At 47.7% G+C, this 14,598-nt stretch carries 12 protein-coding genes; 4 read left to right on the plus strand and 8 right to left on the minus strand.

Annotated elements, in window-relative coordinates; all coding sequences use genetic code 11:
• Positions 1-9 precede the first annotated feature (9 nt).
• Entirely contained in the window at positions 10-1,695 is a 1,686-nt protein-coding gene (locus ACIDITHRIX25_RS74780) for an ABC transporter substrate-binding protein (protein ID WP_160291848.1), read from the plus strand.
• Between the two features lie 520 nt (positions 1,696-2,215).
• Here the strand turns inward: ACIDITHRIX25_RS74780 and ACIDITHRIX25_RS74785 are convergent.
• The 3 genes from ACIDITHRIX25_RS74785 to ACIDITHRIX25_RS74795 all read right to left on the minus strand — a co-directional run bounded on the left by ACIDITHRIX25_RS74785 (position 2,216) and on the right by ACIDITHRIX25_RS74795 (position 6,099).
• Entirely contained in the window at positions 2,216-3,325 is a 1,110-nt protein-coding gene (locus ACIDITHRIX25_RS74785; RefSeq protein ID WP_201732827.1) for a hypothetical protein, read from the minus strand.
• Between the two features lie 14 nt (positions 3,326-3,339).
• On the minus strand, positions 3,340-5,097 hold the full coding sequence (locus ACIDITHRIX25_RS74790) for an SCO family protein (protein ID WP_201732828.1): 1,758 nt from the start codon (positions 5,095-5,097) through the stop codon (positions 3,340-3,342).
• 150 nt (positions 5,098-5,247) lie between these two features.
• The gene (locus ACIDITHRIX25_RS74795; protein WP_201732829.1) at positions 5,248-6,099 is read right to left on the minus strand and encodes a hypothetical protein; all 852 of its coding nucleotides are present in this window, start codon (positions 6,097-6,099) and stop codon (positions 5,248-5,250) included.
• A 316-nt stretch (positions 6,100-6,415) separates the two neighbouring features.
• Here ACIDITHRIX25_RS74795 and ACIDITHRIX25_RS74800 point away from each other — a divergent pair, with 316 nt between their 5' ends.
• Positions 6,416-6,940: a hypothetical protein gene (locus tag ACIDITHRIX25_RS74800; RefSeq protein WP_201732830.1), complete on the plus strand. Its 525-nt coding sequence runs from the start codon at positions 6,416-6,418 to the stop codon at positions 6,938-6,940.
• A 22-nt stretch (positions 6,941-6,962) separates the two neighbouring features.
• A complete protein-coding gene (locus ACIDITHRIX25_RS74805) occupies positions 6,963-7,571 on the plus strand; it encodes an RNA polymerase sigma factor (RefSeq protein ID WP_201732831.1) in 609 nt (202 codons plus the stop codon).
• A 170-nt stretch (positions 7,572-7,741) separates the two neighbouring features.
• Here the strand turns inward: ACIDITHRIX25_RS74805 and ACIDITHRIX25_RS74810 are convergent, their stop codons facing one another.
• The 4 genes from ACIDITHRIX25_RS74810 to ACIDITHRIX25_RS74825 all read right to left on the minus strand — a co-directional run bounded on the left by ACIDITHRIX25_RS74810 (position 7,742) and on the right by ACIDITHRIX25_RS74825 (position 10,733).
• Positions 7,742-7,975 carry a GNAT family N-acetyltransferase gene (locus tag ACIDITHRIX25_RS74810; RefSeq protein WP_201732832.1) on the minus strand — a complete coding sequence of 78 codons (234 nt, stop codon included), beginning with the start codon at positions 7,973-7,975 and terminating at the stop codon, positions 7,742-7,744.
• A 16-nt stretch (positions 7,976-7,991) separates the two neighbouring features.
• Complete coding sequence (locus tag ACIDITHRIX25_RS74815; RefSeq protein ID WP_201732833.1) at positions 7,992-8,267, minus strand: hypothetical protein; 276 nt, start codon at positions 8,265-8,267, stop codon at positions 7,992-7,994.
• 336 nt (positions 8,268-8,603) lie between these two features.
• Positions 8,604-9,584, minus strand: coding sequence for an aldo/keto reductase (locus tag ACIDITHRIX25_RS74820; protein WP_201732834.1), 981 nt, complete (start codon positions 9,582-9,584; stop codon positions 8,604-8,606).
• 585 nt (positions 9,585-10,169) lie between these two features.
• A complete protein-coding gene (locus tag ACIDITHRIX25_RS74825; protein ID WP_052606141.1) occupies positions 10,170-10,733 on the minus strand; it encodes a TetR/AcrR family transcriptional regulator in 564 nt (187 codons plus the stop codon).
• Between the two features lie 140 nt (positions 10,734-10,873).
• On the opposite strand from ACIDITHRIX25_RS74825, the gene ACIDITHRIX25_RS74830 reads away from it, so the two are divergent.
• The gene (locus tag ACIDITHRIX25_RS74830; protein WP_052606139.1) at positions 10,874-12,430 is read left to right on the plus strand and encodes an MDR family MFS transporter; all 1,557 of its coding nucleotides are present in this window, start codon (positions 10,874-10,876) and stop codon (positions 12,428-12,430) included.
• Positions 12,431-12,639: 209 nt separating this feature from the next.
• Here ACIDITHRIX25_RS74830 and ACIDITHRIX25_RS74835 read toward each other — a convergent pair whose 3' ends face one another.
• Complete coding sequence (locus ACIDITHRIX25_RS74835) at positions 12,640-14,433, minus strand: ABC-F family ATP-binding cassette domain-containing protein (protein WP_201732835.1); 1,794 nt, start codon at positions 14,431-14,433, stop codon at positions 12,640-12,642.
• Positions 14,434-14,598: the final 165 nt, after the last annotated feature.

The raw sequence follows: 14,598 nt of genomic DNA on the forward strand, positions 1-14,598 counted from the left end.
ATGAAGAGAATGCATAAATCGAAAATCGGCGGTACTATCGCCGCAGCCACCATCGCTGGTGCGCTACTCGCAAGCTGTGGCAGCTCCGGATCTTCCGCGAGCTCAGGGTCTTCATCAGCTTCAACGACCGGTGCAGTCGCTAAGACTAGCGCTGTCCTGACAATGGAGTCGAGCCCTACCAGCCCGATTACTCAGAACTTTAATCCATTTCTACCATCATCGGCATCGGCACTCTTGGGTGCGACGTCCATGATCTATGAACCACTTATTCAATTTGACCTTGCCAACCCCTCGATCTCTTATCCTTGGTTGGCCACCGCATACAAGTGGAATAGCACTGGAACCGCTATCACCTTCACGATTCGCCAAGGCGTCAAGTGGAATAACGGAACCCCCCTTACGCCTGCCGACGTTGCCTTCACCTACAACTTGGTGAAGAACAATGCTGACATCAATACCGGCGGTCTCTCGATAACTGGCGTCAGCACCTCAGGTAATGATGTGACGATTAGCTTCGCCACTCCTCAATATACGAACCTTCAGAGCATCGCGAACGTCTATATCGTTCCAAAGTCGGTCTGGTCAAGCGTTGGGGATCCAGGAAAATTCGCAGACCCCAACCCGGTAGGTACTGGGCCGTACACTCTAAAGAACTTTACCCCTGAGGGCTTTACCCTTAGTAAAAACGCCAATTACTGGCAACCAGTTCCGGTTAGCACCTTGGACTTTCCTGTCTATTCCTCGAACACTACAGCGCTCGAGGCTCTACAGACCGGACAAGCACAGTGGGCTGGGAACTTTATTACCGGTTTGAATAAGCTCTTTATCAATCCGGATCCCACGCATCACAAGGCCTGGTTCGCACCGCTGAACACCAACAGCCTATTCCCGAACCTCAATCAGTGGCCGACTAATCAGCTTCCAATTCGCCAAGCCATCAGCGCAGCAATCGATCGAAACGCTATTTCATCCCAGGGTGAATCGGGTCTAGAGCCTCCTGTGCTAAATGCATCTGGCCTAGTATTGCCTACCTTTAAGTCCTATATGTCGTCGTCGCTCAACGCCTACGCCCTAAATGATAACGGTAGCGCATCGGCAGCTGATGCCATCTTGAATAAGGCGGGCTATACAATTGGCTCCAATGGCTACTACCAATATCAAGGTAAGCCAATTACGATTCAAATCGTCGATCCATCGTCTTACACCGACTACGCAGCAGACGACGAAATCGTTGCATCTGACCTACAAAAGGCACATATAGACGCTAAATTCGTAGGACTATCGGTGGCAGCATGGTCAGATGCGGTAGCCAAGGGAACCTTCCAACTCACAATGCACTGGTCAAGCCAAGGTATTACCCCATATCAGCAATACCAAGGTTGGCTAGACTCTAAGCTCGCCACTGCTTCTGCTAGCGGCGACTTCGAGCGTCTAAATAACCCAACCATTGAATCAGAGTTGTCTACCCTCGCAACTGCATCTACACATAGCGCTCAAGTAGCAGCACTGCTTCCGATCGAGACCTTTGTCGCTACTCAGCTTCCGGTCATTCCAACGGTATATGGAGCAGCCTTCGATGAGTACAACACCAAGAACTTCACCGGATGGCCCACACCATCTAACCCATATGAATCTGGTCAGCCTTCTGCACCAACTAACGAAGTGGTTGTCTTACACCTCAAGCCAACCGCATAAAACGCCCCATCAAGTGCTCATCCCTTCCTTGAAATGAACCCCAATGAGAACGGATACCGATGAGCAGATGCTATCGAGGGATGCCGCTATCCCTCGATAGCAATGGGCATAGCCCCATGCGACTTCCCCCATGTGGTCGCATGGGGCTCTATTTTTTAATCAAATCCGCCAACTTTATTTGAACGATCTACTATCACAAGCTTGAAAACTGGCTATAGTTCAATATTGCACGGTCGCAAGTCTCATCAAAGAATGGACGCAAGATTGCGGATTTGGTGGTGGCAAGGTGTGGAATATTCAAAGACGCAATCCAAATAATGAAAAGTTGGAGTATCTCAGACGATAACTTTGAAATACAAGGCCACTATTGAGATGCCTTGTGCACCAAGCCCGCAATCTATCGCACTTCAACACACATTAACTATCAATCATGAAACACAAAGACGCCACATCACCCGTTATAGCTCACATATGACGAAAGACACTCTGATTCGCAGGCGTCACTGAAGGAAACCAATATCTAGCCAAATGAGGACGCGATCTTTGAAAGGATAGTATCCACCGGCCCTCCAAAGTCGATACCACTTTGAAGATCGATCATATGAACTCCGTTGTTGAAGGGAGCAAGAACCAACGAGTGGCTTTGCAACTGGACGAAGGCACCAGCACCTATCAAGGACGATCCCAATTTAGTAGTTGCACCGCTAGAAGTGACAGCGGCCATCTTGCCGCCAGATCCACGTAAAAGAGCTTGAGGTAGATTATTAGAGTCAACGGTACATGCCACCGGCACTGCCTGGCTATTGGGCGACCCAACGACACTTGAGGTGATTACTCCCGTTGGAGAGACCAAACCTAAGGTAAGAGAACTACCCCGGCTCGAACAGATAGATACCTCTTCGGTGCTGCTCACACCACTAGTTTTCACCGGAGCTGACGACATGGATATGGGATTTGGAGAAGTTATGGTTGACATCGACCATTGTCCACTTTGACTCGAATAGATCGCCAAGTGGTAGGTGCCACCGCTACTATATTGGGCGACTACCCCATTAGAGATTCCAGCAATTCCATCAATTTGTCCAGCCACAGGAAAGGGTAACGTCCGGAAAGCGCCAGCAGCACTGCTCGGTGCTTCTTCGAGGATTCGGCCATTTGAAGTCGTAGCAACCAAGAAAATAGTAGAGTCGCTTAACCCTATGGCGTCCTTAACGGGTGCCAAAGAACCCCCAAAAGATGAACTATTCCAGTGGTACCCACCATCTTTTGTAACTATCAAGGGTGAATGAAGCATGGACTGATATGGGTAAAATCCAATCACGCCATACTTTCCTGGATCGTAGGCTATAGCAAGTCCACCTTCACCGGATATTCCAACCGGACTAATCATTTTGGCGCTCTTAGTGGTATTACTCCACAGAAAGAGCTCCCAATAGGTTAGGCTCTTGGCTGTAACCCACATCTGATTTGGCGACACAACGGCTCCGTTGGTCAAAGCGCTATCGCTCAACAGTGGCTTGGCGCTCGATGCGACTGGCACGGTAACTGAATTAGCAAATGAACCGCATGCGCTCAGAACTAGTGCGCTCACCGAAAGAGATGCAAGGCTCCCTAGATGGCTCTTTTTCAACAAATCAGTACCTTTCAAATTAACTTCTGCAGCTCTTTGCGAATCAAGGTCACGTAACTACCCGACAACTCAGAACTACCGGTATTCACTAAGAGACCACGCTCAATACCCGCCTTGTCTATAAAGTACTGAACTTGAGTATGAACCACCATTCCAACTTGCGAGACCTGAACTTGGATTCCATAGTTCTTCCATACCTTCGCTAAGGCCTGGTCGCTTCCGGTCAAGTAATACCAGTTGGAAACGTTATTTAGATGCTCAGTTTTGTTGAAGGTAGCCACATCACCAATGGAGTGGAAAATAGGATTAGCAACCACTGCTACCATGGCGACCTTCTTTCCCGATGCCCCAAGCTCACTCACTGCTTGTTTCATCTCCTGTGCCATTAAAGGACATGTGTCATAGCAAACTGGATCCAAAAAAGTCAACACAATAGCTCGACCTCCGAGGCTGGCCAATGAGACCACCTTCCCATTTGCATTAGTGAGCGAGAAATTTGGAGCGCTTGTCGCCGGAAGAGGCGCCACCCCTGAGGAGTCAACCAAGGCCATCTGGCTTGACGCAGGCCCCAAAAGAGCTACCGAAGCTACAATAAATGACAGCACCACACCAGTCCCAAAGACTCTAACCAATGCACTCTTGAGGCCCTGAGAAACCTTAAGCTCGAAGTTTCGCGGCAAAAACGCAAAAGAGATCTTGGCGTTTGCCTTTGAAGTACTAACTGGCAGAAGAAGTGAAAGTACCACCACCACCAAAGGTAATCCGGAATTGAAGTCGGTAGCAGTTGAGGAAAAGATTCCAAAGTCAGAGCCAATCCACCAGCCAAAGAGGCTAACTAAGGCAACTATCGCTACACCGACAGACCTTGGACGACGAATGAAGATCGCAATTGCCCCAATGATCGTCAAAGCCACCAAAATACCATTTGCTACAGTAGGAGATTTAAAGGCAAAGGATGCATAGGAGTTGATAACCGAAGAAAAAAAGGCGGGTTGGCGAGCCTGTGCCATCGTCTTCAACATGGCGTTCAAGCCATTCTTATTCCAATATCCCTCATACGGGAGAGCCTGTAGGAGACCACCGACAACTAGAAAGGCGGCAATGAAGATCTCCAAAGCCCGATCTGAAAGCGTCCATCTCTTTCCAGATTCACTCGCAAGCAAAAAGACGGAGATAAAGCCATAGATTACAATTGCACCAGGTGCTCCAGAAATCCATCCGGCTCCTTGGTATAAGATTCCGAATCCGTTTCCTCCGACCAGAACAAATAGCGACCAAGCCAACGAGAGATACAGCACGACCTTACGGGCAAAAGATCTCCCCAGAAACAAAAGGCCAACACCTATAAAGATCTGTATGAATGCCGTCGTAATGTCCACCTTGGTTGGCTGTGCATTCCAAATCCGAAGGAGGAAGTCCACAAATGAAGCAATTGGCGTAGGCATCCCTGAGGTAGCAGGCAGTGCTACATTAGCGACAAAGCCACCCGGCATGTCAGGGCGCAATTGAAAGAGGCCATCGATGACCCAGAGCACTCCAAAAGCTATCCTAAGAAGCTGGGCACGCGACGTCTTCGAGTAGTCGTCAACGGAGCTATCGATCACTCCCACCTTGAATTTCTTAGCGAAGAGACCCTCGATCCCCAAGAATTTAATAGCCCACGAGCCAAGAACTGCCAACAAGATTGCCCCGATAAAAAGTATCAGAAATTGACTATAAAGCGCACTTGAGATAGCTCCAAAGTCAAGAGCCGAACTCCCCATACCTGGCATTACTTGCTACCCCCCAAGATCGACGCCTTATTGACTCTTGTCGTTGGGTTTACACTTCGCACCGACAGTACTTTCTCCTTCGCAATAAAGGGGTTTGCAGATAAACCCGTCTTAAATCGAGACCTATATGACTTATATAGCTCGCCATTGCTAACCATTGATTCTCCGTTCGCAGGGTCTAGTCGACGAATAGACGTTTACTGGGTTGATGATTTGAGTAGAAGAGCTCACCAAGGAGGAACCTTGCCTAAGCGGTCTTGAGATAGAAAATAGAGTTAGCGTAAGTGCCACAGCCAAGACCAATGTAGCTGGTCTCGCTACATCTATAATGAGTCTCGCACGACGGTTTCGTCGCAAAAACTGATTCGACCCTATTATTGTCAGCTTGGCTCTTCTGGGTGGCCCTGAGACTAGAACCAACGCAAAGGAGGCCAAAGTCGCACTAACCATTGGAATCTCAATGAGATAAAACCAGGTTTTAGAGAGGCCACCTTGATTGGAGAGCAGGGTGGCTACCGCCACCAAAAGGGCACAGGCTCCAAAAGCCCATCTTAACAATCGAGCATTGCTGGGCCAACGTGATATCCCAATCGCACCAACTCCAAAGCCAAAAACCATTGCCGCCAAGAGTCGACTCTCAAAGATACCAGAATGAGTCAGTTGCTCTCCGCCTCGATAAAAGAAAAGGTCATAAGCGCCAAAGATCGACCAGACTCCACAAAGGACTAAAAGTGCCCTGATCGACCTTTTCACATAATTTCGAAGTGGACCAACGTATTCAAAGTTACCATCGTTGATAGTCCAAGGCTTGAGAAGCGTTGGAGCTCTAGATAACCCACTAAGGGCAGATCCCAGCCTCAAGGAACCGACTAGAAAATGGCGACATTCGCAACAGGTCGCCAAAACATCTTCAATCTCGTCATCGCTGATTTCACTGTCGTCTTGACCGTCGACCATCTCGGAGAAGATCGCCTGGAATCTTTCGCAATCGTGCCATTTCATTACATTGGTATTCACCTAAGATGGTGTAAAAGTTCATTTACTTGAAAAAATATTCGTATCGATTGGTTAAACGCTGAGAGTCTCTAAAGCACGAGGACGTGCAACTCACTTCCTCAACTGAGCGATCAAGAATCCGTATGCATTGAAGACGCTGGACCCTCAAAGTATTAGGTAACATATGTTTAAAACACCAATTAGCAAGAACACTACATCAGTAAAGAAAACCGATGCGACCCTGGAGAGGTCTCACTTATTTGGTACCTTGTTTAATCAGTGCGCTTTATTGAATCCACGTGCTTTAGGCTTGAGCCAAAATATGGAATGGTCCCACTTGGACGCCCTGGCTCCACATTATTGCAAATGGTACAAGATCGAATCAAAAATCACCTCAACTAAAAGTCAAGACTATGTTTTGGATGTCAAGTTCATCCCTCAAGTCGACTATGACTATTCGAAGGCGACCGTCACTCGCTCGGCCCATCCAACCTGCGAAACTACGGATAGGGCTAATTGGGCCGGGCAGAACTTTCGTGTTGTTCAATTCGCAAATATATTATGCCTTTGGCTCTCTGATCCTCACCCCCATCAATGGCACGATCAAGGCCATCCAACCAAAGAACTGGATCTCATTACCATCGATTTAGCGGCCGACCTATCTCCAGGTCTTGAACGAAGATTGGAAATCATCCCTCGCAGTACGAACCGCCCAATGAGCAACTACCCAGCCGTCCAATCTCGAAAATTCCCCAAGAAGTCAAAGCCACATGGAACAGTCGAAGGCGTCATCTATTTCGCTCCAACACATCTTGGGGTGCCAATTCGTACCTCTTTGACCATCTGATCAAGGTAGCATGATGGAAGCCATGGAGAGCAAAAGAGACCAAAGCGAACGAGGATACGCACCTTTGACAGGGAAGGGCAGTTTGGCTAACCTTCAAATTCAAAGGGCGCTAAAGAGTGCAAAAATGGGAGATCCGGACTCCTTTGAGATCGTGGTAGCCAAGTGCAATGGAATCTTTGCCTCTTACATTTCGAGGTTCCATCCAACTCCACAAAGCCAAGATCTCCTTCAGGAGTGCTACCTGCAAATATGGCGATCGCTCTCGAGCTACGATGACCGGCTAGATCCCCTACCTTGGCTAATGACTATCGTGCATCGATGCTGCATAAATGGCTACCGTAGCAAATCCAAAGGTGCTCATATACAGATCCATGAAGATCATCTCGGACAAAACGATCTAAACCATGAATCTACAATCGAACTTGACGAACTCATCGATACCCTCTCGATCGAAAAAAGAAGTGTACTATTGCTAGTTAGTGTCATAGGTTTAACCTATGAAGAGGCTAGTAGCGTCCTCGACTGCCCCGTAGGAACCATAAAATCGAGAATGTATGCAGCCCGTCGGGAACTACTTTCCGCGATTTCACAATCCTCCGCCTCCAAGACCTTGGGAGATGTAGCCAGATAGACCTGATTGCGCTATATTTCCTGGATAGTCTTTCCGACGAGAGTAGTTTCTGAAATATCCCTTTGATGAGCCGTGTTCTGTATCAAGAGTTGCTTAGATTGGACCTCGTTGAAAGACAAAGAACACCAATTCGATCTTGACTTTCGCGGAGCAAACGATTTGCCGAGGTACTAGCTACGCGCTAGTTTGTAGATATAGGCGAGTAAGGTGAGATCATCATTGATCTTTAAGTCTCTATCGGTGATGCGCTCAAATCCCATCGATGCATAAATCCTTTGTGCGATAAGCATAAAGGGCGTGGTATGGAGAAATAGCGCCTCGATGCCAGGGGTCTCATTTGCAAGATCGAGACAATGACTTACTAGCTTCTTGCCGATTCCTCGCCCTTGAGCCTCGCTTGACACCGCGAGCATCCGAATTTCAGCTTGTGTTAGGAAGGAGTCCCTCTGCCATCGAGGAGTTCATATCGTCGACAAAGGTTACACAACCCACTAATCGGCGATCGACTTTAGCTACCCAAACGGAACTTGACTCAACTCGTCCCTCGACATTTCCCAGATGCTCGGCATAACCATCATCTAGATGGTCGCCGAGCAAGTGTCGATAAGCACTCACGATCAATTCAGAAGCTTGCGAATATTCATCGGGTGCGATTAATGAAATCGCAATTTCACTGGAATCAATTCCACCATGCATTAAAGTTGTCTTTCCTACCTGTTCGATCTCTAGAGGCGCCTATTGAACAAGCAACCCAAAACCTAAAGTCAATTTTAACACTAAGTTTCTACACCTTACTTTTACAATACTGCCTTTGAATCTTCAATAACTTATCCCCAAGGGAGTAAGCAACACAAGGTATTTGAGGGGCATTTGAAGGACACCTACCAGGTCAGCCTCGCTCTTATTCTTTGCAATAAAAGAAGTTATCAGACCATCTCGATCTGAAATAACACCTCGCGCCGCTTAAGATAAGAGCGAGCCAAACCTTTATTGTCCCACACGTGACCTTTGGCCTGCTATGAAGTCAAGCCACTAGCCGTTCACTGTGGACATATCTGGGTATCTATCGCCAGAGGTAGCGCCCTTTGGAAAGACGGCCTCTATCTCTTGAAGATCTTTTGCTGAAAGCGTTACATCAGCTGCGCCGATATTTTCAACGAGGCGGGCTTCATTGGTTGTACCAGGAATCGGCACGATATTATGGCCTTGGGAGCATAGCCAAGCAATTGCAAGTTGAGCTGGAGTGACACCTTTTGCCTTTGCTAGTTCAACGACCTTTTCAACCAAAAGTACGTTCTTGGCGAAATTCTCCTCACTAAAGCGGGGATGTCTCCGTCGCGAATCATCCATCGGAAGGTCGGCCAAGGTCTGAAAACGACCCGAGAGCATCCCTCGTCCAAGGGGACTATAGGCAACAAATCCAATTCCAAGACTTTTAATGGTGGCCAAGATCTCATCTTCAGGATCACGAGTCCACAGTGAGTATTCGGTCTGAAGAGCCGAGATGGGATGTACACCATGGGCACGACGAATCGTTGCAGGACTAGCCTCGGACAGCCCTAAAAATCTAACCTTGCCCTGTTCAACAGCTTGGGCCATCGCTCCCACGGTCTCTTCAATAGGCACCGATCTGTCGACCCGATGCTGATAGTAAAGATCAATATAATCTACGCCAAGGCGTAATAGGGAGGCATCAAGGGACTTGCGGACGTAGTCACCATCCCCTCGTATTCCTAGAAATGCTCCGCTTTCATCGCGCACATTTCCGAACTTTGTTGCCAAAACTACAGAATCTCGCTTGCCGACAAGCGCCTTCCCAACGAGACGTTCATTGGTAAATGGACCGTACATATCAGCCGTATCGAAAAAGGTCACGCCTAAATCGATAGCTCGATGAATGGTCTTAATGGACTCGTCGTCGTTACGACCGCTATAGAAGTCGGACATTCCCATACATCCAAGGCCGATCTTAGAGACGATCAACCCTGATGATCCTAAGCTAACTTGTTCCATTACATGCTCCCTGCTGGATTCGTTCAAGAAACCATTCACTCACTAATTTATCAATACCTCATTATAGGCGCCATGTCTGGCGGAATTTTGAATCCTACCAAGAAGAGATGACGCCCTTGGGTCAAAAGCAACGATCGGATCAACAAACAGATCAACAAAATTGAACCGCTCGATCAAATTCACCCTGAAGCGATGGCAAAGCCATAAAACCACCAAACAACAGGTCCTCGTTCGTAGCCAAGGAACAATGAGCACCTAGTGCTATCGGTGGTGGGTGCTAACGCGAAGTAGTGCATGCCACATCGAGATGACGCTGCAAGCTATCGAGCTACGATCTTGAATTATCCAAGGCATGCCCCACCTAAAAATATCCAATACCAAGAGCGAAAGACCCTGTGATGCACTGAACCTGTGATGCACTGAAATTGAGAGGTAAAGACGCTAAGAAAAGGTCCAATCAAATCTTATGTCGAAGCTGAGGTGCTCAAATGTATTTGAAAAGGCAACCAAAAAACCGTGATCAATAAAAAACACGATATACATGGAACCATCCGAGGCCTTGACCACAGGTTGGTTTCAGAGGAATCAATTCTTAACTGAGACACCTCTAGCAAAGATCCTCGCTGATTGGGAAGCTGCCTCTTCGATACCTAGGATCCCCAAGGCATGCATCTTGGAGCTAGTTGCCAGCATCCCCCCGAAATAGCCCGCGACTACATTTGAAGAAAGATTGGGGTCAATCTCTCCACGTCTTTGACGATCCTCTATTAATTTAATCAACTTTGGTGATACAACTGCTCGAGCTAATTCTCTAGCTTGCTCACTCCCAAAGTCATGCAAGACACACGAATGGCGCAAAGATACACCTAAGACCGAACGTCCAAATCGAGCAAGAGCTTCCTCAAGGGAGAGCAACGACAGAGATAGGTTATCCAATTCAATAGCAAGCTCGTCAAAGGCCACTTGATGAAGGCGAGTCACAAGCTCTTCTCGGGTTAGAAAGTACCGATAGAGGGTTGCGCGGCCAACACCAGCAGCGTGTGCAACATCAGCCATTGACGCCAAATCGCCCTTTTCCATAAAGGCCTTTGAGGCACCATCTAATATTGCTAAATATGTCCGATCTCGAATGTCGTTATTTTCAGCCATGGAAATTTCGTCTTGTGCTTTTTGTTAGTATCTACACTTACATGATACAGCCTTTACTCAAAATAATACAATTAAGTATAGAAATGAGACAAACGAGTATCACGATTGATATACTATAGAGAAATCATCTGGAGGTAAAATTGGCCAAAACCGAACCCAGCCAAGTAAATGACGTAGACAGACCACCCCAAGAAGAATCGAACGTTCGCCTTATTATTGGCGCCTTGATGCTAGCCATGCTGCTTGCGGCTCTCGATCAAACGATCGTCTCAACTGCGCTACCTACAATTGCGGGCGACCTTGGTGGAATAAACCACCTATCTTGGGTTGTGACCGCCTATCTAATCACGTCCACGATCACCACTCCCCTTTGGGGAAAGCTCGGCGACATGTATGGCCGCAAGAAACTCTTTCAAACCTCAATAGTAATCTTTTTAGTAGGCTCTGCACTCTCTGGAATCTCTGGGAACATGACCCAATTGATTGCATTTCGTGCCTTACAGGGCATTGGTGCTGGTGGTCTAATGACCGGTGCCCAGGCGATAATCGGTGACATCGTGTCACCTCGCCAAAGAGGTCGCTACCAAGGGCTATTTGGGGCTGTATTTGGACTTGCCTCAGTTATCGGTCCACTGCTTGGAGGATATTTCACAGATAGCCTCAGCTGGCGCTGGGTCTTTTATGTGAACCTGCCAATTGGAATCGCCGCTCTGGTTGTCATCGCCGTCGTCCTAAAGCTTCCCGTTAGAGTATCCCCACATAGGGTTGACTACCTTGGCACAGCTTTAATGGCCGCATCAATAACTTCATTAATCCTGGTAACGACCTGGGGTGGAACCACTTACTCGTGGTCCTCCCCCACGATCATAGGTCTAACAATCTTTGGAGTAGTTACCCTTGTAGCCTTCGCATTGGTTGAACGAAAGGCCACCGAACCTTTAATTTCACCGGCAATGTTCAAAGTTCCATCAGTTGCAGTCCTGTCAGCCATGGGTTTTATTGTCGGTTTTGGAATGTTCGGTTCAATCGTCTACCTCCCCACCTTCCTACAGACGGTCTTCAACTCCAGCCCTACTAAATCAGGACTTCAGCTGCTGCCGTTGATGGCAGGTGTTCTCATTACATCGTTATTAACAGGTCAACTTATCTCCAAATTTGGCAAGTACAAGATCTTCCCAATATTAGGGACAGCGTTAATGACAATTGCTATGTATCTGCTCTCCACTCTTACCGCAAGCACCTCAATCGTTATATTGAGCATCTACTCATTGATTCTTGGCTTGGGCCTCGGCGCAGTGATGCAGGTCTTGGTCATAGCGGTACAAAATGCAGTACCATATGAGATGTTAGGAGTCGCAACATCATCAGCGACCTTCTTTAGATCGATTGGTGGTTCATTCGGAGTGGCGATCTTTGGTGCTATCTTTACCTCTCGCCTAACCCATAATATGGCGATCTATCTACCCAAATCGTCGGCCGGATCATTTTCAAGTAGTTCGCTAGCACTCAGTCCCTCTGCATTAGCGAAATTGCCACCCGCTATCCATGCTGGATTTGTCCAAGCGTTCGCGCACTCGCTAGATACCGTCTTTTTGATAGGCACACCAATTACGCTGGTGGCCCTCCTTCTCGCATTTCTAATCAAGGAGATCCCTCTCAGAAATTCGATTTCAAAGACACCAGCAATAGTTGAATAGGAAGTTGAATAGGCGCTCTATCTCAACACTGAAGGGGCCTACCCCATAAAGCTAAGAACTAACCATAAAAGCAGGATGCGCCATGGTAAATCCAAAGTCGGATCTACCATGGCGCAATCTTTTTCTAACAGCTATTTTCTTAAGGTGATCCCTTCTCCGCAGGTGCAAAAGTGAGGCGATCTTCCCAAGTCTCTGTCGATAGAGCTCATCTAGGCATCTTCATCTAGCATCGATAGATTCAACCAGGCCTCTTCAGCCTCACCTAGTTGCGCCGAGGCGGCCTTCATCTTGGCATCCAACTCTGCTAGTCCTCGATAGTCACCAAAGTCATGTGCGGCCATTTTATCGACCAATACTTTAATCTCCTGAGAGAGACGCTTCATCTTCTTTTCCAAATTAGAGATCTCTCTTGCCGCCTCTTTCTTTGCCTTTCGGTCCTCGCGGAGATCGTTGTTCTTTGGCTTTGTGGATTGTTCGTCAATCGTGCCGATATCAGAATTTCGATCACCTAAGAGCTCTAAAAACTGGTCTACACCTCTAACCAAATGAACAAATTGACCATTTATAAGACCATATTGCATATCGGTAACTCGCTCAATCAGGTACCTATCATGCGATACAACAAAGAGAGTGCCGGGCCACGTATCCAAAAGATCCTCAATAGCAGCCAGCATATCGACGTCCATATCATTGGTTGGCTCATCTAAAACCAAAACATTCGGTTCGCCTAACAATGTCAAAAGGAGCTGCAAGCGTCGACGTTGCCCACCGGAAAAGTCATCCACAAAAGTTGCCATAGAGTAGGAGTCGAAACCAATGCGCTCTAGAAGTTGAGATACGGAAAGCTCACGACCACCACTGTTATACGTCGTCTTGTATCGCGCTACTACCTCATGGAGGCGCTTTCCCTTTACCTGATCCGATTGAAGGATCTTTTGATCGAGACGGCCAATTCGAACAGTTGACCCTATCTTTACATCTCCCGAAGTTGGCTTTAGGTCACCAGTTAAAATTGAAAGAAGGGTCGATTTTCCCACCCCATTGGAGCCGAGAATCCCTATCCGATCACCGGGGCCAACCTTCCAAGTCAGTTGATCGATGATCTTGCGCTGGCCATAACTAAAACTCACATCATCGAGCTCAATCACCTCACGGCCTAAGCGAGATACTGCCATCGCCGAGAGCTCAACGCTATTTCTAACAGGAGGCTCTTGTGCAATCAAGACGTTAGCGGCCTCAATACGAAATTTTGGTTTAGAGGTTCGAGCTGGGGCCCCTCGGCGCAGCCAAGCAAGCTCCTTACGCATCAGATTCTGGCGTTTATTCTCAATCACGCTCGCCTGACGATCGCGCTCGACCCGAGCCAAAACATAGGAGGCATAACCACCATCAAAAGGTTCAACGATTGAATCATGGACCTCCCAGGTCGTTAGGCATACCTCATCCAAAAGCCAACGATCGTGAGTTACGATGACGAACCCCCCGACGTTGCGAGGCCACCTATTCTTTATATGGTCAGCGAGCCATGTGACGCTCTCAAGGTCTAAATGGTTGGTGGGTTCGTCTAAAAATAGGACGTCCCACTCCCCAACCAGCAAAGCAGCCAGAGCAACTCGCCGTGACTCACCGCCACTCAAATCTCCAACCTTTTGATCCCATCTACTTGGTGGTATCAATCCCGACAGGATCTCTCGCACGCCTCCTTTCGATGCCCACTCGTATTCTGAGGAATCACCAACGATCGCATCTTTGACGCTAAGAGTCGGATCAATACTTTCGGATTGACCAAGCATGCCAACTCTCAAGCCATTGCGTGCAGTGACTTTACCTGAGTCAGGATCTAACACTCCTGACAAAATCGTAAGAAGGGTAGATTTACCATCTCCATTTCGTCCCACAACACCAATTCGATCACCATCGTTAATTCCCAGTGTCACCTCATCAAAGATTGTTCGAGCTGGATAACTCAACGAAATCTTTTCCGCCCCCAGCAAATGTCCCAAGACACACCCTTCCTAACATCTTTACCCAAAGGCCCAAAACACCAAACGAATTCACAGATAAAAGGCTGAAACCGCTAAAGACCACAATCTGACATAAACAATCAAGTAAAGCGGCTAAATATCCCTAGTCAAGGATATCTAAACCACGAACAATGCTATCTAAGG

Source organism: Acidithrix sp. C25 (assembly GCF_904848545.2).

Excerpts from the sequence above, each read along its gene's own strand:
- ACIDITHRIX25_RS74795 (WP_201732829.1), bottom strand. The coding sequence starts at position 6,099 with ATGAAATGGCACGATTGCGAAAGATTCCAGGCGATCTTCTCCGAGATG.
- ACIDITHRIX25_RS74805 (WP_201732831.1), top strand. The coding sequence starts at position 6,963 with ATGGAGAGCAAAAGAGACCAAAGCGAACGAGGATACGCACCTTTGACA.
- ACIDITHRIX25_RS74825 (WP_052606141.1), bottom strand. The coding sequence starts at position 10,733 with ATGGCTGAAAATAACGACATTCGAGATCGGACATATTTAGCAATATTA.
- ACIDITHRIX25_RS74815 (WP_201732833.1), bottom strand. The coding sequence starts at position 8,267 with ATGCATGGTGGAATTGATTCCAGTGAAATTGCGATTTCATTAATCGCA.
- ACIDITHRIX25_RS74780 (WP_160291848.1), top strand. The coding sequence starts at position 10 with ATGCATAAATCGAAAATCGGCGGTACTATCGCCGCAGCCACCATCGCT.
- ACIDITHRIX25_RS74790 (WP_201732828.1), bottom strand. The coding sequence starts at position 5,097 with ATGCCAGGTATGGGGAGTTCGGCTCTTGACTTTGGAGCTATCTCAAGT.
- ACIDITHRIX25_RS74800 (WP_201732830.1), top strand. The coding sequence starts at position 6,416 with ATGGAATGGTCCCACTTGGACGCCCTGGCTCCACATTATTGCAAATGG.
- ACIDITHRIX25_RS74820 (WP_201732834.1), bottom strand. The coding sequence starts at position 9,584 with ATGGAACAAGTTAGCTTAGGATCATCAGGGTTGATCGTCTCTAAGATC.